Origin of the sequence: Belnapia arida (assembly GCF_016773205.1) — a bacterium.
Lineage (GTDB): Bacteria > Pseudomonadota > Alphaproteobacteria > Acetobacterales > Acetobacteraceae > Belnapia > Belnapia arida.
The window spans coordinates 366984-387856 of sequence record NZ_JAETWB010000002.1 but is presented as its reverse complement, the minus strand read 5'-3'; the positions used below and the strand labels follow the sequence as shown (position 1 = coordinate 387856).

The 20873-nt window shown below is 64.7% G+C and carries 16 protein-coding genes and 1 pseudogene; 5 read left to right on the top strand and 12 right to left on the bottom strand.

Annotated elements, in window-relative coordinates; genetic code table 11:
* The first annotated feature begins 116 nt into the window (after positions 1-116).
* Complete coding sequence (locus JMJ56_RS08860) at positions 117-584, top strand: GNAT family N-acetyltransferase (protein WP_202831260.1); 468 nt, start codon at positions 117-119, stop codon at positions 582-584.
* 50 nt (positions 585-634) lie between these two features.
* Here the strand turns inward: JMJ56_RS08860 and JMJ56_RS08855 are convergent, their stop codons facing one another.
* The 8 genes from JMJ56_RS08855 to JMJ56_RS08820 all read right to left on the bottom strand — a co-directional run bounded on the left by JMJ56_RS08855 (position 635) and on the right by JMJ56_RS08820 (position 13097).
* Positions 635-3937, bottom strand: coding sequence for a non-ribosomal peptide synthetase (locus JMJ56_RS08855; protein WP_202831259.1), 3303 nt, complete (start codon positions 3935-3937; stop codon positions 635-637).
* Positions 3938-4301: 364 nt separating this feature from the next.
* A complete protein-coding gene (locus JMJ56_RS08850) occupies positions 4302-6485 on the bottom strand; it encodes an SEL1-like repeat protein (protein ID WP_202831258.1) in 2184 nt (727 codons plus the stop codon).
* Between the two features lie 107 nt (positions 6486-6592).
* The gene (locus JMJ56_RS08845; RefSeq protein ID WP_202831257.1) at positions 6593-8683 is read right to left on the bottom strand and encodes a peptidase domain-containing ABC transporter; all 2091 of its coding nucleotides are present in this window, start codon (positions 8681-8683) and stop codon (positions 6593-6595) included.
* Positions 8680-9942 carry an HlyD family efflux transporter periplasmic adaptor subunit gene (locus JMJ56_RS08840; protein ID WP_202831256.1) on the bottom strand — a complete coding sequence of 421 codons (1263 nt, stop codon included), beginning with the start codon at positions 9940-9942 and terminating at the stop codon, positions 8680-8682. Before JMJ56_RS08840 ends, JMJ56_RS08845 begins: the two co-directional genes overlap by 4 nt.
* Before the next feature lie 153 nt (positions 9943-10095).
* Complete coding sequence (locus JMJ56_RS08835; RefSeq protein WP_202831255.1) at positions 10096-10311, bottom strand: hypothetical protein; 216 nt, start codon at positions 10309-10311, stop codon at positions 10096-10098.
* A 1495-nt stretch (positions 10312-11806) separates the two neighbouring features.
* Entirely contained in the window at positions 11807-12373 is a 567-nt protein-coding gene (dcd, locus tag JMJ56_RS08830) for a dCTP deaminase (RefSeq protein WP_202831254.1), read from the bottom strand.
* Between the two features lie 82 nt (positions 12374-12455).
* The gene (locus JMJ56_RS08825) at positions 12456-12629 is read right to left on the bottom strand and encodes a hypothetical protein (RefSeq protein WP_202831253.1); all 174 of its coding nucleotides are present in this window, start codon (positions 12627-12629) and stop codon (positions 12456-12458) included.
* Between the two features lie 42 nt (positions 12630-12671).
* The gene (locus JMJ56_RS08820; protein WP_202831252.1) at positions 12672-13097 is read right to left on the bottom strand and encodes an organic hydroperoxide resistance protein; all 426 of its coding nucleotides are present in this window, start codon (positions 13095-13097) and stop codon (positions 12672-12674) included.
* Positions 13098-13238: 141 nt separating this feature from the next.
* Between JMJ56_RS08820 and JMJ56_RS08815 the strand changes: the two genes are divergently transcribed.
* Positions 13239-13673 carry a MarR family winged helix-turn-helix transcriptional regulator gene (locus JMJ56_RS08815; protein ID WP_202831251.1) on the top strand — a complete coding sequence of 145 codons (435 nt, stop codon included), beginning with the start codon at positions 13239-13241 and terminating at the stop codon, positions 13671-13673.
* A gap of 529 nt (positions 13674-14202) precedes the next feature.
* Here the strand turns inward: JMJ56_RS08815 and JMJ56_RS08810 are convergent.
* The 4 genes and pseudogenes from JMJ56_RS08810 to JMJ56_RS33725 form a co-directional block, all read right to left on the bottom strand.
* Positions 14203-14625: a DUF1489 family protein gene (locus tag JMJ56_RS08810; protein ID WP_328702319.1), complete on the bottom strand. Its 423-nt coding sequence runs from the start codon at positions 14623-14625 to the stop codon at positions 14203-14205.
* 40 nt (positions 14626-14665) lie between these two features.
* Entirely contained in the window at positions 14666-15004 is a 339-nt protein-coding gene (locus JMJ56_RS33730; RefSeq protein ID WP_236037566.1) for a hypothetical protein, read from the bottom strand.
* 167 nt (positions 15005-15171) lie between these two features.
* A pseudogene (locus tag JMJ56_RS35465) lies at positions 15172-15850 on the bottom strand (fumarylacetoacetate hydrolase family protein).
* Positions 15851-15895: 45 nt separating this feature from the next.
* Complete coding sequence (locus JMJ56_RS33725; protein ID WP_236037565.1) at positions 15896-16012, bottom strand: Rv2993c-like domain-containing protein; 117 nt, start codon at positions 16010-16012, stop codon at positions 15896-15898.
* 182 nt (positions 16013-16194) lie between these two features.
* Between JMJ56_RS33725 and JMJ56_RS08790 the strand changes: the two genes are divergently transcribed.
* The 3 genes from JMJ56_RS08790 to JMJ56_RS08780 are packed head-to-tail and all read left to right on the top strand — an operon-like array spanning position 16195 to position 20872.
* Positions 16195-17997, top strand: a complete 1803-nt coding sequence (locus tag JMJ56_RS08790; RefSeq protein ID WP_202831247.1) for an FAD-dependent oxidoreductase — start codon at positions 16195-16197, stop codon at positions 17995-17997.
* The gene (locus JMJ56_RS08785) at positions 17982-19820 is read left to right on the top strand and encodes a 2-oxoacid:acceptor oxidoreductase subunit alpha (protein WP_202831246.1); all 1839 of its coding nucleotides are present in this window, start codon (positions 17982-17984) and stop codon (positions 19818-19820) included. Before JMJ56_RS08790 ends, JMJ56_RS08785 begins: the two co-directional genes overlap by 16 nt.
* A complete protein-coding gene (locus tag JMJ56_RS08780) occupies positions 19817-20872 on the top strand; it encodes a 2-oxoacid:ferredoxin oxidoreductase subunit beta (protein ID WP_202831245.1) in 1056 nt (351 codons plus the stop codon). Before JMJ56_RS08785 ends, JMJ56_RS08780 begins: the two co-directional genes overlap by 4 nt.
* Position 20873: the final 1 nt, after the last annotated feature.

The window sequence follows — 20873 nt, the reverse complement described above, 5'->3', positions numbered from 1 at the left end:
GTGCCAAAGGACGCCTTCGTTCCCTCACTGGGGACAACGCGTCTGGATGCGGTGCGTTTTCGGCCTGCATGGCTGCGCAACCTGCGTACCATCAGGCGAATTACGGGAGCGGCCCGATGAAGGCTTGGATGAAGCGCTGGACCGCTTTGCAGTCGCACTCGTCCGATCTCAGCGTCGTCCCGTCGGGCAGCCCAGACAAGGACCGCCAGTGGATCCTGGATCGCCTGGTCGCCTTTAATGAAAGCAAAGCGGGACCGTCTGGCTTCAGGCCTTACGTTATCCTCCTGCAGGAGGAAGCCGGAAAAAGGACGTTGGGCGGCCTGGCGGGGATGTCCTTTTACGACTGGTTCTATGTGGAACTGGTGTTCGTGCCCGAGCATGTCCGGCACGCCGGCTGGGGAACCCAGCTGCTGAGCCAGGCGGAGGCGGAGGCGGTCCGGCGCAATTGCGTTGGGATCTGGTTGGACACTTATGGCTTTCAGGCCAGGCGCTTCTACGAAAGGCGCGGCTACGAGGTCTTCGGGGCGCTCGATGATCACCCCCGGGGCAGCCAACGCTGCTTCATGCGCAAGATGCTCGGCTGAACCGCGCATGTCCGGCATTGTTGCTTTCAGGCGTTCGGGCGGGCACGGCTTCAAGTCCGCCGCACCTGCTGCAGCAGCATCTCGATCTGCTCTGGCGAAAGCTTGCCCAGTTCTGCAGCCAGCGCATCCATCCTCGGCTCATGCCGTTGCCGGATCGCACGCAGGCGCGGCGCGGCGCCGCTGACCCTCGCCTTCTCGACCTCCAACGCAAGGCCCTCGATCGTCGCAGCGTCGAACAGGCTGCGGATCGAGACATCGACCTCGAACTGCTTCCGAATCCGCGCCAGAACCTGCATGGCCAGCAGCGAATGCCCGCCGAGGTCGAAGAAATTCTGAGTCACTCCGACTTCGGGAAGGTGCAGCAGCTCGCACCATATCGCCGCCAACCTTGTCTCCGTCTCGTTCCGTGGCGCGACAGGCCGGGGTGCCGAGGTCGCGTCGGCGGCGGGCGGCGGCAACGCGCGACGGTCGATCTTTCCGCTCGGCAGCAGAGGCAGCTCGCGCATGTCGACAAAGACCGCAGGCACCATGTATTGTGGTAGTCGGCCACGCAGGAAGGCGCGCAGTTCCTCGGCGGCGGGCATGGTCCCGTCCTGACCCACGACATAGGCCACGAGTTGCCTTGAATCCGCCTCCGGCCCAGCCAAGGCGGCCAGCACGGCCTGCCGGACGCCCGGATGCGCGGCCAAATGCGCCTCTACCTCGCCAAGCTCGATGCGATAACCACGGATCTTTACCTGGCCATCGCGGCGCCCGAGATATTCGATGCTGCCATCCGCCAGGAAGCGGCCCTGATCGCCTGTGGCGAAGAGAACAGACGAGTTCTTGCCGAATGGATTAGGCGGGAACCGCTCCGCGGTCAGGTCGGGGCGGCGCCAGTAGCCGGCACAGAGACAGTCGCCGCCGACATGGACCTGGCCTGTCACGCCGATCGGCACCGGCGCGCCATACTGGTCGAGAATATAGACCTGGGTGTTGGAGATGGGTTTGCCGATGGGCACGGGCTCGTTGTGACCCAATGCCCTCACCTCATGCCAGGTGACATCGGCGGCTACTTCGGAGGAGCCATAGAGGTTGAGCAGGACGGCATCTGGGCAGGCGGTACGGAACCGCCGCGCCAGATCGTCGGGGAGGTATTCGCCGCTTGTGGTCCAAAGCTTCAGCCGTGGCACCCGCGCCCCGAGATCCGGCGCATGCTCCAGCAGCACGCGCAGCAGGGTCGGCACCAGCACGATGCGCGTCACCCCCTCCCTGGCCAGAAGTGCAAGCAACCTTTCGGGATCGACGACGTGGTCGTCCGGCACGATCAGGTTCGGAACCCCGCGCAGCAGCGGGCCGAACATTTCCCATATGGAATCGACGAAGCCGAGCGCCGTTTTCTGGCAACAGACCTCCCCGGATGCAAACGGATAGGCGCGGTACATCCATTCGAACCGGTTGATGGTCGCGCGATGCGTGCCCATGACGCCCTTGGGCTCACCGGTCGAGCCCGAGGTATAGATGACATAGGCAAGCCCGCTGTTCGCACCGGCACTCAGCGGCGTCTCCCGGTGCCCCGTCCATACGGCGGAATCCGGATCCAACAGGATGGTCTCGACAGTTTCGGGCAGCGCCTTGACCAGATCCCGCATTGTCAGGATCTGGCAGCAGCCGCAATCGGCGACCAGACGGCGGAGCCTGGCGGCTGGCTGCGACACGTCGAGCGGCACATAGGCATGCCCGGTTTTCAGGATGCCCAGGATGGCCGCGAAGGCTTCGGCCGATCGGCCCAGATGCACGCCGACCGGCGCATCGGAGGGCATGTTCTTGTTGAGCAGTGCATGGGCAATCTTGTTGGCGCGGCGATCGAGCTCTGCATAGGTGATCGAGCGGCCCGCATCGATCAGCGCGACAGCGTCCGGGGTGCGACGAAGCTGCGCCTCGAACGCGTGTTCAAGCCGCAGATCCCGGGGGTAATCGGCCTCGGTGCGATTCCATTCCACCAGCATCCGCTCCCGCTCAGCATCGGTCAGCAGCGGCAGCTGGGAAACCGGTACCGTCGGTGCATCGAGGGCAGCCGAGAGAAGATTGACGAAGTGCTGTGCCATCCGCGCGATGGTTGGCGGCTCGAACAGATCCCGGCTGTATTCGAACTGGCAGTAGAGCCCGTCCTCCTGCTCCACCACCTCGAGCGTGAGGTCGAATTTGGCCAGGCCGCTGTCGAACTCGAGTTCCTCGATCTCCAGTCCAGGCATGCGCACGACCTGCTTCGGCGCGTTCTGCAGAATGAACATCACCTGGAAGAGCGGAGTGTGGCTGCGATTGCGCTCCGGCCTGAGGCGCGTGAGCAGTCGCTCGAACGGCAAATCTTGATGTGCGTAGGCGCTGAGGGCCATCTCCCGGACCCGCTTCAGTACCTGCTGAAAGTCGCAGGCGCCTGACAGGTCCGTACGCATGACCAGGGTGTTGACGAAGCATCCGATCAGCTTGGCGAGATCGGGATCGTTGCGTCCGGCAACAGGGGTGCCCACCAATATGTCCTGGCTGCCGCTGTACCGTGATAGCAGCATCTGGAAGGTGGCCAGCAGGCCCATGAAAAGCGTTGCACCTTCTCGCGTGCAGGCATCCTTCAAGCGGGCAGTCAGAGGCGCAGCGATGGAAGAGCTGTGCAGCGATCCGCGATGGGTCTGGATCGCCGGCCGCCTGTGGTCGGCCGGCAATTCCAGCAGATCGGGGGAACCTCGGAGATTGCCTTTCCAATAGTCAATGTCGGCGGCCAGGGTCTCGTCGGTGAGATGCTCCTGCTGCCAACGGGCGAAGTCGGAGTATTGCAGCGGCAGCGAGGGCAGGTCGAGCTGGCGGCCTGTCGCACAGCTCTCGTAGAACTCCGCTATCTCCTCAAAAATGATGCTCATCGACCATCCGTCGGTGACGATATGGTGGATGACCAGCACGAGCAGATGCTCCTCCGGACCGAGGCGGAGCAGCAGGAGGCGCAGCAAGGGGGCGCGTCCGAGGTCGAAGACCTTGCGTCCCTCCTCCGCTGCCAGCCGCAGCGCCTCGGCCCTGGCTTCGGCAGCGGGCAGGTGGGAAAGGTCACGGCAAGGCAGATCGATGGAAACGTGCCGATGCACTTCCTGCAAGATCTCGCCGTCCTGCTCGATGAAGTTCGTGCGTAAAGCCTCATAGCGGCGGATGAGGCCGAGGAAGCTTCCGCGCAACGCCTCGGTGTCGAGCTTGCCTCTGACCCGCAGCATCCGAGGAAGATTGTAGGCAGGGGTGTCGGGCTCGATCTGCTCCAGCAGCCAGAACATGCGCTGTGCGAAGGATGTCGGGAACCAGCTACCTGCTTCCGCTTCTTTGGTCGGGTTCATTAGCCTCTTCTCATGGCTTGGAACGAGGTCGAGCAGGACGTTCCCGGCGCCCTTTTCCCGTGCAAGACGCTGCGACTTTAAAAGCGTTTTGCTGCAATTCTACTCGTAAACGCATTCCGCCTTTAAAAAGGGTCCTGAACGACGCTGTGCGCACATGGCTGGGCCACTGCATCCGAATACTGGGCTTCGAAGCCAAGGAGCCATGAGCTGATACCGGCATGGAACCGTGGCTGCACTGGCTGCCTTGCCGGCACCGGCCCAAGCTCCATGGCAGGCATCTTACGGCATGGTGCCGAGTTGTTGGCGTGCGAAGAAGCCGTCCATCAGCTGTGATAAAGGGGCAGCGTTCTGCCTGCTGCACCGGCTAGTCGTGTATCCCAAGCTCTGCAAGCCGGTCCTTTGCTTCGGTGATGCCAAGCGCAAGCGCCTGGCGGTACCAGGTCGCCGCAAGCGCACGGTCGCCCTGGATGCCTTGTGCACGGGTCGAGGCCAGAAATGCGGGATCGTAGGTTCGGCCCATGGCGATCGCGGCTTGCCCGCTGCCTGCCGTGGCGGCGCGCTGGTACAAAAGCCGCGCGGCGGAGATGTCACCCAGTCGAATCATCGCATCTCCCCGTTGAATGATCGCCCTCGCGAGTGCTGGGTTGCCAGGAGGAGGCGCAGCTTGCGGCTCTGTCGTCGAGGGGCTTGTCATCGCGGCCGTAACCGCTGACGGCTGCTCGGCGTGGCGGGCTGGGGTGGATGCGATCATAGGGGGCGAAGCTTGAGAGAGCGCTGCTTCTGGCTGAGGCTGCGCATCACCGATCCTCTGCCGCTCCGGCGTCCGGGAGTCCGGTGGAGGCCCGACTTCGGCTCCGTCCGCTGGCTTGCGATGCGCTTCGGCACTGGCGCCAGCGGCTTCGTCGCCCGAACCCCGCAAGCTGGCGGAGCCGGGCAGCACGCCTTCCGCTTTAGACATGCCAACGGATACATCTGCGGGCGGCAACGGAGCCGAATCGTCGCGCATCCGGGCAGTGGAAACACCGAACTGCATCTGAATGTCGAGGTCAGCGCTGGAGGCACCGGTCGAAGTAGGGACATCCGGGCGCGGCGCCATGGCGGTTGGGATTGGTGGCTGATCCCTGCTCTCGACAGGTTCATCGGCAGGAGCTGCCGTCGGGTTCTCCGCCACTTGGCCGGGTACGCGCTCGACTGGCGTTCCGACGACCGGTGGCGCGTCACCAGCAGGCAGGACGGCACGATCAGCGGCCACCGCCGCGTTTTCGTTGGAAGCGCCTCCGGATGCAGATGGATCTGGGGGCTGCGGCCTCTCCGCTGGCTCAGATGCGGCAGTGTTGGTTGCCGCCGCTTGCGCCGGCCACACTTCGAGGTTGGCCAAATAGGGCGACGGGACCGGCGCAGGCGAGGGGGCATTGGCGCCATCGCCGTCGGCAGGTGGCGTGACTCCTAGTGCCTGGACGGTTTCGGCCTGAACCTGCATATCCGAAAGATCAGGGACCGAGGCGGCCATCCTGGTGGGATCGGCACCACTCATCTGATCATCGCCGGGACCAACTATTGTGGGCCTTTCCCACAAAGGTAAGGCCGACGCGGCGACATGTGCCGCTTGCGGATCCGCCTCTCTAAATGGTGCAGGAGATGATGATCCATCATTCGGGTCTTCTTGCAAGCCGGACGTGTAGGGTGCCGCAAGCCTTGGCTCCTCGGCCATGCGTGACGTCAACAGGCTGTCGTCGAGGCTGGCGGACGCAGTCCCGGGTGGTTCAGCGGCGGCCAGACCCGACGCCAGGCGTCCGTCATTGTCGGTATGCGGGAGCTGGGAAAGCGGACCAGCAGCGCCATCCGGAGCGCCAGGGCCCGGCATGGCCATGCGGCTTCCTGCTGGTGCCTCGAAGTGCAGGACCGCAGTGCCCGCAAGCGTCAGCGCCAGCAGGCATGCAAACCCTGTGAGCCAACGGGAGCGGCGACCGCCTGCAGGCTGCCGCCGGACCTTCGGTGAAATGATGTCCTGTCCCGCGCCTGAGGCTGCCGCTGGGGCCAGCGGTCGGTGTTTCCACTCTCCTGCCAGAACTTGCTGCGCCAAATGGGTCCAAGCACCGTCGCGGGGAACAGCCTTTGACTCTTGCTTGCTGAACTCGTGCTCAAGCACCCAGGCGAGGCCGGGCACCGTCCGCTTCGGGATGCAGAGATAGATGATCGGCGGGTATCTGCCGAATTTGGTCCTGAAGCCGGCGGCATCCAACATCGTCCTCAGTCGAAGCCCAGCATCCGGAGTCACGTCGCCGGGGACGAAGTCCAGCAACGCGATCCCAACCTTGTTATGGAGCAGTGCGCAGCGGATCAGCCCTGGTCCGTAGGTGCCGTCGGCCTCAAGAAGGCAATCCCGCAGGACAACCCATCCGGGCTGCATCTCGGCGACGACAGCGGCGAGGGTCGCGGCAAGAAAATCGCCTGAGGGGACGGGTCCAGCTTTCCCGGCCCGGAGGTCGAATGACCCGACATCCGCTATCGGGGTGAACATACCCGCTTCTGCCGGATCGTGGCGCATGACACTTCCTGCCTCAGCCGAGGCTGAACTTACACGAAATCCGAGTATACAACTACCGCGTCAAGAAGAGGCCAAGCTCCGGTCAGTGCGGTCACGGGCTTGGTCATCTAATCCGCATCATGCCCCAGACGGAGGATAGTGTCAGTCCCGTTCATCATCTCCGGACGATGAGCGACGCTGATGCGGGTAATGGAAAGGCGCCGGAGGCGCTCATTGATCTGCTTCTCCTTCTCGACGTCGAGATGCGCGGTGCCCTCGTCGAGAAACAGGATTTTTGGGCTTTTGTACAGCGCGCGCGCGAGCAGGACACGTTGCTTCTGGCCGCCGGAGAGCGAGCTTCCCATATCGCCGATGAGGCTGTTGTAGGCCATGGGCATGGCCATGATGTCCTCATGGACGCTGGCCATCTGGGCGCAACTGACCATTCGATCATGGTCGAAGGACGGGTCGAAGAAGCAGATGTTATCAGCAATCGAACCTGACAGCAGCTGATCCTCCTGCATCACGGCCGCCACCTGCTCGCGGTACACCCGGACACCGATCGTCTTCAGCGGAATGCCGTCGATGAGGACCTCGCCACTGGTCGGCTCGAGCAATCCGAGCATGATCTTCAGCAGGGTCGTCTTACCGCCGCCCGAGGGCCCCATGATGGTAATGAAGCGTCCGGCCTCCACCTTTATGTTGATGTTTTCGAGAATGAAACGCTCGGTTTCGGCATACCGGAAGGAGACGTTGCGGAGTTCAATCGTCCCCCGGATCGGAGTGGCAAAGGCAAGCGGGCGATCGTGGCCTGGCTCCAGCGGATGCAGCGCGATGTCCGAGATCCGCTCCAGATGCAGATCGAGCAGCCGGAACTCAAGTACCTTCTCCACCAGGGTGGAGGCCTTTCCGGTGAAGTTCATCTTATAGGCCATGAAGGCGAAGATCATCCCGATCGTCATGTCGTTGCCGACCGCCAGCATGGCAGCGAGATAGACCGTCACGATGTTCTCGATACCGAAGATCGCCGTGTTCATGGTGCGGAACTGGATCTGCGTCCGGCCGAGGCGAACCTGGGCATTGACCGTATCGGCATGGCGGTTGAGCCACTGTCCTTCCCGGTCGGCCTCGCGGTTGAACAACTTCACGCTCTGGATCGCGCGGGCGGTCTCTATGAAATTCGAATTCTCGTGTGCCTCGGCCTGAATGGCGGCTTCGCTGAGATCGCGGAAGCGCCGGTACAGAGCAATGCGAAGGACGAGGTAGAGCAGCAGCGCAACCAGTACGACGAGCGCAAGCTTGGCGCTGTAGATGAAGATCATGGTCAAGGTGGCGAGGGCCATGATCCCGTCGATCACCGCGAGGATCAGGCCTTCCGCCAGGACGTTGCGGATCGGCTCGATGGAGTTGAAGCGCGAAAGGACATCGCCGATATGCCGCTTCTCGAAGAAGCCGAGCGGCAATCGGATCAAGTGGTGGAACAACCGGGCACCGATCTGGAAGTGTACTGCGTTCTGCACGACCAGCACGATGTGCGACCGCAGCGCCGACGTCATGATGTTGATGAGCGTGAGCAGTCCGAAGCCCAGCGCCAAGGCCAGCATGAGGTCGACGTCACCGCGCGCGATCACCTCATCGACGGTGATCTGCATATAGAAGGGTGCAGCGATCACGAGCAGTTCGAGGATCACCGAGAGTGCGAAGATCTGGGCAAGCGGGGTGCTCATCCCCGGCATTTGTCCCCAGAACACCCGGAACGGCAGGCGCGCCCTCTCGTTTCTTGCAACGAAGCCTTCGGCCGGCGAAAGTTCGAGGGCAATACCGGTCAGGTGCTTCGAGGCTTCGGCGATGGAGTAGGTCTTCATCCCCGAAGCGGGATCCATGATGACGACCCCCTTCGACGTCACCCCCTTCAGCACCACGAAGTGGTTCATGTCCCAGTGCACGATGGCCGGCAGGCTGAGTTGCGACAGGTCGTCGATCTCGAAGCGAAGCGGGCGGCTAGCGAGCTGCATCTGGTTCGCCACCTGGATCAGGCCACGCAAGGTCACGCCGTTCATCGAGACGGGATACCGGCGCCGAAGCGAGTTCAGGTCGATGCGATGGCCATGATAACCGGCGATCATGGCGAGGCAGGCGAGGCCGCATTCCGCCGCCTCCGTTTGCAGGATACTGGGCAGCCGGCGCCCACCGCGGAAATCGAGAATTCCTTCCATCATCCCTGGATTCTCGCACTCAGCAACGGGTTGAGGATCCAATCCACCAGCGTGCGGCGCTCGAGGATAATGTCGGCGCGCAGCAGCATGTCGGCCTGCAACGGAACCTTCTTGCCATAGGCATCGACATCGGGCCGATCAAGCAAGACGGTCGCACGATAGGCCGGCTCCCTGAGCGTGACGGGGCTTGCGATGTCGGTGCCGATGAGGATGGTCTGCGAGACCTTGGATATGCGGCCCCGGTAGGTGCCGAATTGCTGGTACGGGAAGGCGTCGTAGAGGAGTCTGACGGGTTGTCCGATGTCCACGAAGCCGATGGCCCGGGCAGGGATGAAGACCTCCGCCTGCAGGGGGCTCTCGGCCGGCACGATCTGGAGCTGAAGCCGCTGCGGGTCGGCAGGTTGGCCGACCGAAGCTTGCAGGGAGGAAATCCGCCCGGTGATCGGAGCGCGGATGACGTAGGCGCGACGGCCGTTCACCTCCGGGATGCGCTGCTCGGTCGTGGACAACTCGTTTTGGAGACTCTGGATCTTCTCAGCCTGCACGAAGGGAAGTTGCTCAAGGTTGAAGCGGGTTTCGACCAACTGGCTGCGCCGCGTGGTCAGCTGCTGGCTCAGCGCGAGCAAGGCTTGCCGCTGTTCCAGCAGGCCTTCCTCCCGTCGCCGCTGCTCGACCTCCGACACCAAGCCGCGCGAGGCCAGTTGCGAGCCGGAGTTGACCAACCTTTCCACCACCCGGATGCGGTCGCGCTGCACCGCGGCCTGGTCCTCAATCTGGCTCAGTTCAGTGGTCAGCCCCTGCATCTGAGCGGCCAGCCGCTCGCGTTCGGAGGCGGTGCGGCGCTCCTCCGCGGCGATCTGGCGGGTGAGGGCTTCTCTCTGCTGCAGCAGGCTCTTCATGATGCTTGCATGGACGTCTTCGCCATCGGTGGCGATCTGGCTGGTCGTCACCGCCAGGAGCGGCTGGCCTTCTTCGACGTGCTGGCCCTGCTCGACATAGACGGCGCTGACCGTGCCCGGCTGCGGCGCGACGACCCTGGCGGTGCCGGATGCCGGCATCAGATAGCCCGTCACCGTCTCCTTCCGAGCGTAATGGGCGGAGAAGAGAAAGGCGATGATGGCAGCGGCAGATAAGATGACAAACCAGACCGTCAGCCGAACCGACAGGGGTTGCAGCGGCACGACCCGGCCCCATTGCCGGTTGCTCTGCTGAAACTCGATGACTTCCTGGCGGAAAAGGGGACGCGTGGATGGAACCCCCATGAACCTGCCTCGTTATTTTTGTGACAAAAATGCCTTGCCCGTGATAGGTTCAGGTTCAGTTCACACCTGAGGCACTGTCAGCGTGAACTTGGTGCTCATGAAAAGATGTAGCCTGCGGTTGCTGACACAACCGCAGGCTACATCAAAGCCTACTTAGCCGGCAGTCGCGTTGCCGCCGTTGGCGCTGGCATCGCCGGTGTTGACCGCGACGGAGATCGACTTGCCGAACTTGGTGTTGCCGGTGACGCTGCCGGTGATCGCGGTGCCGCCGTTGCCACCAACGGCAACATAGATCTTCTTGATGCTCACATAAGAACCGCCATTGACGGCATCGAGCTCGGCAGAGGTCAGCGTGGTGATGGTGCTCATAAGTCTCTTCCTTCGTTGTGCCTCATTATCTGAGGCGAGTGGGCATGCGCCCTCACATGCAATACCTTGCGGCACTGCATCTCCTGGGCAGGGCGTCTTCGGACGCACCGGCCAATTTTTTTGGCTTACCCTTAGCTAGCCCCGAAACATCCGAAGTAGCGCCGAACTTCTCGCCAAGTCCCAGCAGGCCGGGAAGAGTAATGCGCGAAAGCCACATCACCATCTTTCCTCGGCAAGGACATATGGTCACCATAAGATTTCGTCGCGCTTACTGATGCTTCGACATAAATCATCTCAGAGTTCCGTCTGCATTACGTAGACAGCGTAGCAAGCCCTGATCGCTTGATAGCCCGACCTTGCATGACGAAGCCCATGACTTCGAAGACGCAAGCTCGGCGGATGATTGTGAAAATCGCATCGATGAAAGATGCGTGGTTGACGCTCCCTAAACACGCTCCACTTGGTTCCTGTGGGCGTTTTTTCTGTAACGCAAAGCTACCGAGAACCGGTGGCTGGCGTCAATCTGTTGCCGTCTTTTACACGAATACGTTAGATAATTTTAATCGAAAGTAGAACATCCCGTTGTTGGTTTTCTTGTGTCAATGGGGCCAGTGCTTTTTCTGCGCGCATTGCGTGTGGTTTTGTTTTTTTAGACAAGCATAGATTGTGGGCAGTCGTGGCCGACCACAATCTAATCCGAGTTCGGAAAGAATTTTACCGATGCCAGATTGTACGATATGGGACGATATAGGCGACCGTCGCGGAAGCGCCAGCAGCGATCAGATGGATTTTCGCCAAACCCAGTTCGTTCGTGATGGTGGTGGGCTCTTGGCACGCTATGCGTGCGCGACGACGCCATGTGTCAGGCAACCAGCCAGACACGTTCGGTGAAGAGGTGGGCCCGATGCCGCATGGGGCATCCGCCGGTGCCGGTAAGCTGCTCGTGGTTGTGGCCTTGACGCTGCACAGTGGCGGGCGTTCGTTCCGACGCGCGGAAGCCGCCGAAGCCCGGCCCCGAGCTGATCAGACGCATTCAGGCGCCGGTTGCTCTCGGACCACCATGCTGAAACCAGCATCGTCGGAGACAGGCGAAGCGTTACAGGGCGCCGTCTTCTTTCGTCACCGTTGAGCCGCCGATGTATGCGGGGGCCTTGTGGATCGTCCTGGCGTGGGGGCATCCTATGCGTCGGGCCGAGCGTCATACGGAAAACATGCTTCTCGGCCTCATCACCCCGCTTGCCTATCGAGCACGACGTCAGTGATCTGGTCGCGGCCGCTGCCCGGGCGATGACATGCGCCAGCCGTCAGCGATACATGGCGGCTCGCAGTTTCGAGGCTCATATGGGCGTCGATGCTGGCACCGCCCCGGTCAAGATGCCCTGGGCAATGTCGTGCAGCGTCCACGGAGCCCAGGCTGGCGGCAGTGTTCATAGCAGGGCAGACAACGGCAGCACATGCATCGCAAAAGCAGGACACGCCCGGCTGCGGATCTTGTTTAGGTCCGAGGCAAGGTCACCCCCCGCTGGCCTTGGTACTTGCCCTGGCGGTCGCGGTAGGAGGTTTCACAGACCTCGTCGGATTCCAGGAACAGGACCTGGGCGACGCCCTCATTGGCGTAGATCTTCGCCGGAAGGTTCGTCGTATTCGAGAATTCCAGTGTCACCTGCCCCTCCCATTCCGGCTCGAAGGGCGTGACGTTCACGATGATGCCGCAACGGGCATAGGTCGATTTCGAGAGGCAGATCGTCAGCACGTTGCGCGGGATGCGGAAGTACTCGACCGTCGCGGCGAGCGCGAAGGAGTTGGGCGGGATGATGCATTCGTCGCCCTCGAAGTCGACGAAGCTGCGCGGGTCGAAGTGCTTGGGATCGACCATCGCCGAATAGACATTGGTGAAGATCTTGAAGTGGCGCGAGCAGCGGATGTCGTAGCCGTAGGAGGACAGGCCGTAGGAGATCACCCGGCGTCCCTCGACCTCGCGCACCTGGCCAGGCTCGAAGGGCTCGATCATTCCATGGTCTTGAGCCATCCGGCGGATCCAGCGGTCGTTCTTGATGCTCATGCCGAAAGGTCCCACGCAGAGGCGCCGCGAAGGCGGCCTGAAGGCCCCTCCTCTAGCGGAATGCGCTGGATCGGCGAAGGGCTCAGTCGGCCTTGTCCTCCAGAGCCGGTGGAGGGGCCGGCGTCTCCTCCCGGCCGCGAGCCTGAGCCTTGCGGCGGCGGAGATTGGCACGGAGGGCGGCGGCGAGGCGGGCCTCGCGCTCGGCGCGGGCCCGGTCGGCCGGGGTCTGGGGCGGGTCGGGTGAGGCATCAGCCATGGCGGGCGGAGGGTGTCTGCCACCCACCATGGCGGTCAAGCCTCAGGCGACGGTCAGCTTGACGTCGATGTTGTTGCGGGTGGCGTTGGAATACGGGCAGACCTGATGCGCCTTCTGCACCAGCGCCTCGGCCTCCGTGCGCGACAGGCCGGGGAGGGCGATGGTCAAGCCGATCTCGAGGCCGAAGCCGCCCTCGGAACGCGGGCCGATCCCGACCTGGGCAGTGACGCTGGCATCGGCCGGCACCTTGGGGCCGCCCTGGGACGCCACGAACTTCATCGCGCCAAGGAAGCAGGCCGAATAACCCGCTGCGAAGAGCTGCTCCGGGTTGTTGCCCGGGCCGCCGGCGCCGCCAAGCTCCTTCGGGGTGGCGAGGCGGACATCAAGGCTGCCATCGGCTGTGGCGGCATGGCCGTCGCGGCCGCCGGTGGCGGTGGCTTGGGTGCGGTAGAGGACGTTGATGGACATCTGCGGCTCCTGTGGCCTTGGACCAAGGCATCATTTGCACGCGATTTGTTGGTGCGCGATGGATAAGCTTGCATGACCGTCATGCATTTTATGGGCGCGCGATCCCTTGGTGCGCGATCTATCCTATTGGGTGGAGACCCGATGCCAAAAGCCTGCCCAACCCTTGAGGATTTCGCCTGCTTCGCCATCCATTCGGCCGGGCATGCGCTGAGCCGCGCCTACAAGCCGCTACTGGAGCCGCTGGGCCTGACCTATCCGCAATACCTAGTCATGGTGGCGCTCTGGGAGGAGGATGGGGTGACGCTCGGCGCCCTTGGCGAGCGCCTCTTTCTCGATTCCAGCACGCTGACCCCGTTGCTGAAGCGGCTGGAAACACAGGGCCTGCTGCACCGGCAGCGCGACCCGGCGAATGAGCGGCAGCTGAGCATCACGCTCACCACGCAAGGCCGGGCGTTCCGCGACCGGGCGGCGGGCATCCCGGCCTGTATGCAGGCCGCGACCGGGATGACGGAAGCAGAGCTCAGCCGCCTCCGCGACGAGGCCAGCCGCCTGCGCAACGCGTTGCTCCGCGGCTGAGGCGCCTAGCCGCGCCCTCGCCGCCGCAACGCTGCAGGCCGACCATGGCAGCGAAGCAGGTCATCGCCACCGGCCACATCCGGTCCAGCCCGTCCCGGCCAAACGCCTGGCGCCAGGGCATCCCCTCGTCCCGCAGGCCATGGGAAATGCGAGAGCAAGGCGTCCCCACCATCGTCGTGATGCCGAATAAGCCTCATGCATCGAGCACCGATGCAGACGAGGGCCACCGGCACCAACACCTTCAGCCCGGCGATGGCATCCTGCAATCTGCGGAAATCGCCAACTCCATTCCAGCCGGTAGCCGGGCGGCGGCGCGACATGGGCGACGTCCTTCTCGAGCTTCGGCGGGACGAAGAACTCGGCATTGAAGAAGCAGGCGCTGTCGGTGCCGTCATCCTGCCGTCTTTGCTGCGAGGCGATGGTGGTGACCTTGGGGACGCGCCGGGATGGCGGGCTCGGCGAAGCTTCAAAGGGGTGCCGGCGTAGTCCGTCGACCCCGCGCGCAGCGGCTTACCGCCGCGTCATCCGGCTACAGCAGACCGAGGGCGCGAAGCTCGGCGCGCAGGCGCTCCGGCATGGCCTCGGCCCCCTCGCCCTCGATGCTGGCGACGACATCCGCCGGGGCGGCCTCCGGCTCCAGGTAGCGCCAGCCCTGGAAGGGCTTTACCGGCCGGGCGGCGACGGCGACCAGCTCCGGGTCCAGCACCAGACCGGCGCAGCGGGAGCCGTCGTCCCATTCCTCCTCAATGATGTCGATGATGCGCTGGCGCACCTGCAAGAAGCCGGCGACCACCCAGTAGATCGAGCCGCCGGCGAGGATCTCGGCGGCGCGCTTCGGCATCATCCGCGTCTGATGGCGGAGCGGAGGCTCGACCACCGCCCGCCGGGCCTGGATGGCCCGGAGCTGCCCCACATCCTTGGGGCCGACCGAGAGCTTGATGAGGTGCAGCACGCCCCCGGTGTACCGCGCCGGGGGCGGGCCGCAATGGAGATTACCGGCCCGTATCGAGAGCGGCGGTGCGCGCCGGGGCGCTGGTCTGGCGGATTTGCGGTTCCGTGCAGCCGGCGGCGACGGGGCGCCAGTCCATCGTCCGGCACTGGCGGCCGGCGCGGCAGTAGCCGACGACCTGGCGGCTGGCATTCACCAGCGTTCCCACGGAGCAGGGGTGGGCAACGAGCGTCGGGTGGATGTTGAGCTCCTCCCAGGTAAGGGAGGGGCCGGACATCGACGCCTGGCGGACGGTGGCCAGCTCCGCCTCGGCTTGGCGGTCGGCCTCGGACATGGCGCAGCCGGCGAGGACAAGCGCCGGCAACAGGAGCAGGAGACGCATCCCTTCCTCTTTCATCACGCATCGGTGGAACAGACCGGCCCCTGAGCAACTAGCCAGCGTTCGATGATGTAGCGGAAGAGACAGCGCGAATCCTGAAACTATTCCGTGTTTGACGGAGGCGTGCGAACCTTGCCTGGAACGACGAATATTCCATCAGAATTTCTACCTTAAGTTGTAGGCTTACCGGCCGACGATATTCTCCAGCACCCCGACCCTTTCCACCTCCACTTCGATCCGGTCGCCGGGCACCAGCCAGCGTGGCGGGGTGCGGGTGGCGCCGCTGCCCTCGGGTGAGCCGTGGCGACCACGTCGCCTGGCAGCAACGGCGTCACTGCCGAGAGATAGGTGATGATCGCAGGAACGCTGAAGAACATGCGGTCGAGGCCTGTGCGCCGCACCTCCTCGCCGTTCAGCCGCGTCACCAGCGTCAGCGCAGCAGGGTCGCTCACCTCGTCGGCCGTCACCATCCAGAGGCCGAAGCCGCCGAGCGCACGAAATTCTTGCCGGCCCAGACGCTGTGCTTCTGGAAGTCACGCACCGAACCATCATTCAGGCAAGTATAGCCCGCGATGTGGGAGAGGGCCTCGCCGGGCGGAATATCGGCTCCGCCGCGGCCGATGACGAAGGCCAGTTCCCCTCATAGTCGAATTGGCGAGAGGCGGCCGGCGTCCGCAACGGCGCTTTGTGCGGCACCAGCGTCTCGGCCGGCTTCTGGAAGATGGCGGGGGAATTCCGGGCCGCTGACCACGCCGCCGGTTGGATGGATCTTCGGGCAGTTGGCGCCGACGCAGAAAATGCGGTGGGCCTCGGGGAGCGGCTCGCGCCAAGTGATGTCGGCGAGCGCATGGCGCGGGCCTTGCGCGGCGAGGGCCGCTTGCGCTTCCGCCTCGATCAGTGCCAGGAGGCTCGGGAAACGCCCTCCAAGCCGGGCGGTGAGTCGATCACCGTCTCCCCTTCCACCGCGCCATAGCGCGCTTCGCCGCCGATTGCGAAGCTGATGAGCTTCATTCGCTGCCCCCTCCCCTGGCCCATGCCGCATCATCGGCGGGGGCCGGCAGGGCCGCAAGCGGGGCTTCGGCACGGCTGCGATCAGGTCGTTGCGGGGCTACCGGGCTTGGGGCAAGCTCCCTGCCACGGGCCCGCAGAGGCCGACAGGAGGAATTCGAAATGCGTCCAGGGGAGTCGCGCGCGTGACGCCGACCGACATCAACAATCCCGACTATTTCCACAAGGTCGTCGATTGCCAATGGGCCTGCCCGGCCCATACGCCCGTGCCCGAGTACATCCGGCTGATCGCCGCCGGGCGCTATTCCGACGCCTACATGGTCAACTGGCACTCCAACGTCTTCCCCGGCGTGCTCGGCCGCACCTGCGACCGTCCCTGCGAGCCGGCCTGCCGGCGCGGGCGGGTGGAGGAGGAGCCGGTGGCCATCTGCCGCCTCAAGCGCGTCGCCGCCGATAACAAGGAGGATGTGCTGGGGCGGATGCCGCCCATCCCGGCCGTCGGCAATGGCAAGCGCATCGCCTGCATCGGCGCCGGGCCGGCGAGCCTGACCGTCGCGCGCGACCTCGCCCCGCTCGGCTACGAGGTGCATGTCTATGACGAACAGGCGAAGGGCGGCGGCTTCATCCGCAGCCAGATTCCGCGCTTCCGCCTGCCGGAGAGCGTGATCGACGAGGAAGTCGGCTACATCACCGGCCGCGGCGGCGTCGTCACCTATTACGACCAGCGGGTCGGCAGCCTGCGGACACTGCTCGCTGAAGGCTATGATGCCGTCTTCGTCGGCGCCGGAGCGCCGCGCGGGCGGGACCTCGACGTGCCAGGGCGCCAGGAGGCCGCGGCCAATATCCATATCGGCATCGACTGGCTCTCGTCCGTCTCCTTCGGGCATATCGAGAAGGTCGGCCGGCGCGTCATCGTGCTCGGCGGCGGCAACACGGCGATGGATTGCTGCCGCTCCGCCCGGCGCCTGGGCGGCGAGCAGGTGACGGTCGTCGTCCGCTCCGGCTTCGAGGAGATGAAGGCGAGCCCCTGGGAGAAGGAGGACGCGCTGAAGGAGGGCATCCCCATTCGCAACTGGCTGGTGCCGAAGGAGGTGCTGCACGAGGACGGGCGCCTGACCGGCATGGTCTTCGAGGCCGTGAAGGCCGAGCGCGATGCGAAGGGCCGCCGCCAGCTCGTGCCCTCCGGCGAGCCGGACGTCGTCATCGAGGCGGATGACGTGCTGGTCGCCATCGGCCAGGAGAATGCCTTCCCCTGGATCGAGGGCGATCTCGGCATCGAGTTCGACCGCTGGGGGTTGCCGACGCTCAACGAGGAGACCCTGCAGTCGACGCTGCCGCAGGTCTTTTTCGGCGGCGATGCGGCCTTCGGGCCGAAGAACATCATCTGGGCGGTGGCGCATGGCCACCAGGCCGCCGTCTCCATCGACCTGTTCTGCCGCAGCGAGGACGTGGCGCAGCGGCCGCCGCCGGATGTGGTGATGTCCAGCCAGAAGATGGGCATCCACGAGTGGAGCTACGACAGCGCGGTCTCACTCGACCTGCGCTTCAAGGTGCCGCATGCCGAGAACGAGGTGGCGCTGCGCGACATCAAGACCGAGGTGGAGCTCGGCTACGACCGGGAGCTGGCCTTCAAGGAGGCGCAGCGCTGCCTGAACTGCGACGTGCAGACGGTCTTCAGCGCCAAGCTCTGCATCGAATGCGATGCCTGCGTCGACATCTGCCCAGTCGACTGCATCACCTTCACCGCCGATGGCGAGGAGATGGAGCTGCGCGACCGGCTCAAGATGCCGGCGCATAACCTCGAGCAGGCGATCTACGTCGCGGACGGGCTGAAGACCGGCCGCGTGATGGCCAAGGACGAGGATGTCTGCCTGCATTGCGGCATGTGCGCCGAGCGCTGCCCGACCGGCGCCTGGGACATGCAGAAATTCCTCCTCGAAAGCGCGAGGCCCAAGGCCGAAAGGGTGCACGCATGCGCGGCCCGGTGACTGCGACCAACGACTTCGTCGTCAAATTCGCCAATGTGAACGGCTCGGGCTCGGCCAGCGCCAACCAGCTCTTCGCCAAGGCGATCCTGCGCATGGGCATCCCCATCGCGTCCCGCAACATCTTTCCCTCGAACATCCAGGGCCTGCCGACCTGGTTCGAGGTGCGCGTCTCCGGCGAGGGGTATCTCGGCCGGCGCGGCGGCGTCGACCTGATGGTGGCGATGAACCCGCAGACCTGGGAGCGCGACGTCGCCGAGATCGATCCGGGCGGCTACCTGTTCTACGACAGCACGCGGCCGGTGCCGCAGAGCCGCTTCCGCGAGGACGTCCATGTCATCGGCGTGCCGCTGACCGCGATGTGCAACGCGGCCTACACCGATGCGCGGCAGCGGCAACTGTTCAAGAACATCATGTATGTCGGCGCGCTCTCGGCCCTGCTGCAGATCGACCCGGCGGTGGTGGAGACGCTGCTCTCCGAGCAGTACAAGGGCAAGGAGAAGCTGGCGAAGCCGAACCAGGAGGCCTTCCAGATGGGCCGCGACTGGGCCTTGGCGAACCTCCCCTGCCCGCTTGGCCTGACGCTGGAGCGCGCCGACAAGGTCGGCGACCGCATCTATGTCGATGGCAACAGCGCGGCCGGGCTCGGCGCCGTCTATGGTGGCGCGACGGTCTGCGCCTGGTACCCGATCACCCCCTCGACCTCGCTGGCCGAGGGGTTCGAGCGCTACGCGAAGAAATTCCGCACCGACCCGGACGGCCGCAAGCGTTACGCCATCGTCCAGGCGGAGGACGAGCTGGCCTCTATCGGCATCGTCATTGGCGCTGCCTGGAACGGGGCACGGGCCTTCACCGCAACCTCGGGCCCGGGCATCTCGCTGATGCAGGAATTCGTCGGCCTCTCCTATTTCGCCGAGATTCCCTCGGTGATCTTCGACGTGCAGCGCGCCGGCCCCAGCACCGGCATGCCGACCCGTACCCAGCAGTCGGACGTGCTGGCCGCCGCCTATGCCAGCCATGGCGACACCAAGCACGTCGTCCTTCTCCCCGAGGATCCGCATGAGTGCTTCGCCTTCGGGGCGGATGCCTTCGATATCGCCGACCGGCTGCAGCAGCCGGTTTTCGTGCTGCTCGACCTCGATATCGGCATGAATGACTGGCTCTGCGAGCCCTTCGCCTGGGACGACAGCAGGCGGATGGACCGCGGCAAGGTGATGACGGCGGAGGAGCTGGAGGCCGGCCGCGTCTTCGGCCGCTACCTCGACGCCGATGGCGACGGCATCCCCTACCGTACCTATCCGGGGACACATCCCAGCAAGGGCGCCTTCTTCACGCGGGGCACCTCGCGCGACCGCTTCGCCAAGTACACCGAGGTGGGCGCCGCCTATGTCGACAACATGCAGCGCCTGCTGCAGAAATTCGAGACGGCGAAGGGCATCGTCCCCCGCCCCGTGCTGCGCCAGGCGGCCGAGCCGACGCGGACGGGCGTGATCTACTACGGCAGTTCCTCCGCCGCGATGCGCGAGGCGCTGTCGGCGCTGGAGGCGGAGGGCATCCATGTCGATGCGCTGCGCATCCGCGCCTTCCCCTTCCACCAGGAAGTGGAGCGGTTCGTCGCCGACCATGACCAGGTGTTCGTCGTCGAGCAGAACCGCGACGCCCAGCTGCGCACCCTGTTGATGAACGAGTGCGGCATCGTGCCGCAGCAGCTCATCCCCGTGCTGCACTATGACGGGACGCCGATCACCGCGCGCTTCATCCGCGCCGCCATCGGCGACAAGGTGCTGGCCCAGATCCTTCCCTTCGCCGGAGCAGCCGCGGAATGAGCTTCCTCCCGAAACCCAAGCTGCACCACCCGAAGCTGCCGACCAATGCGCTCGGCTACACCCGGCGCGACTACGAGGGGGCGATCAGCACCCTCTGCGCCGGCTGCGGGCATGACAGCATCAGCGCCGCCATCATCCAGGCCTGCTTCGAGCTGGATATCGAGCCGCACCGCGTTGCCAAGATGTCCGGCATCGGCTGCTCGTCGAAGACGCCGGACTACTTCCTCGGCGCCTCGCATGGCTTCAACTCGGTCCATGGCCGGATGCCGAGCGTGCTGACGGGCGCCAACCTCGCCAACCGGGAGCTGCTCTATCTCGGCGTCTCGGGCGACGGCGACAGCGCCTCGATCGGCTTCGGCCAGTTCGCCCACAGCATCCGCCGTGGCGTGAACATGGCCTATATCGTCGAGAACAACGGCGTCTACGGCCTCACCAAGGGGCAGTTCTCAGCAACCTCGGACAAGGGCTCCAAGGCGAAGAAGGGCACGGTGAACACCGACGAGGCGATCGACCTCGTCGGCATCGCGCTGCAGCTCGGCGCCACCTACGTCGCGCGCAGCTTCTCGGGCGACAAGGACCAGCTCGTCCCCCTCATCAAGGGGGCGATGCGGCATGACGGGCCGGCCTTCATCGACTGCATCAGCCCCTGCGTCGCCTTCAACAACCACGAGGGCTCGACCAAGAGCTACGACTTCGTCCGCGAGCACAACGAGGCGATGAACCGGCTCGACGTGATCACCAGCCGCGCGCCGATCACCGCCGACTATGCGCCGGGCGAGGTGCGGGAGGTGGAGCAGCATGACGGCTCCATCCTTCGGCTCCGCAAGCTGCACGCCGAGTACGACCCCACCGACCGCGTCGCCGCCATGCACCACCTGCATGAGCGAAAGGCCGCCGGCGAGATCGTCACCGGCCTGCTCTTCATCGACCCCGACCCGCGGGACCTGCATGCCAATCTCGGCACCGTCGCGCGGCCGCTCAACCGGCTGGGCGATGCGCTGCTGGTACCCGGGGCGGCGGCGCTGGAGGCCATCAACACCGGCTTGCGATAGG

Coding starts and splice junctions, on each gene's coding strand:
- JMJ56_RS08860 (WP_202831260.1), top strand. CDS start 117: ATGAAGGCTTGGATGAAGCGCTGGACCGCTTTGCAGTCGCACTCGTCC.
- JMJ56_RS08855 (WP_202831259.1), bottom strand. CDS start 3,937: ATGAACCCGACCAAAGAAGCGGAAGCAGGTAGCTGGTTCCCGACATCC.
- JMJ56_RS08850 (WP_202831258.1), bottom strand. CDS start 6,485: ATGCGCCACGATCCGGCAGAAGCGGGTATGTTCACCCCGATAGCGGAT.
- JMJ56_RS08845 (WP_202831257.1), bottom strand. CDS start 8,683: ATGATGGAAGGAATTCTCGATTTCCGCGGTGGGCGCCGGCTGCCCAGT.
- JMJ56_RS08840 (WP_202831256.1), bottom strand. CDS start 9,942: ATGGGGGTTCCATCCACGCGTCCCCTTTTCCGCCAGGAAGTCATCGAG.
- JMJ56_RS08835 (WP_202831255.1), bottom strand. CDS start 10,311: ATGAGCACCATCACCACGCTGACCTCTGCCGAGCTCGATGCCGTCAAT.
- dcd (WP_202831254.1), bottom strand. CDS start 12,373: ATGAGCATCAAGAACGACCGCTGGATCCGCCGGATGGCTCAAGACCAT.
- JMJ56_RS08825 (WP_202831253.1), bottom strand. CDS start 12,629: ATGGCTGATGCCTCACCCGACCCGCCCCAGACCCCGGCCGACCGGGCC.
- JMJ56_RS08820 (WP_202831252.1), bottom strand. CDS start 13,097: ATGTCCATCAACGTCCTCTACCGCACCCAAGCCACCGCCACCGGCGGC.
- JMJ56_RS08815 (WP_202831251.1), top strand. CDS start 13,239: ATGCCAAAAGCCTGCCCAACCCTTGAGGATTTCGCCTGCTTCGCCATC.
- JMJ56_RS33730 (WP_236037566.1), bottom strand. CDS start 15,004: ATGCGTCTCCTGCTCCTGTTGCCGGCGCTTGTCCTCGCCGGCTGCGCC.
- JMJ56_RS33725 (WP_236037565.1), bottom strand. CDS start 16,012: ATGAAGCTCATCAGCTTCGCAATCGGCGGCGAAGCGCGCTATGGCGCG.
- JMJ56_RS08785 (WP_202831246.1), top strand. CDS start 17,982: ATGCGCGGCCCGGTGACTGCGACCAACGACTTCGTCGTCAAATTCGCC.
- JMJ56_RS08780 (WP_202831245.1), top strand. CDS start 19,817: ATGAGCTTCCTCCCGAAACCCAAGCTGCACCACCCGAAGCTGCCGACC.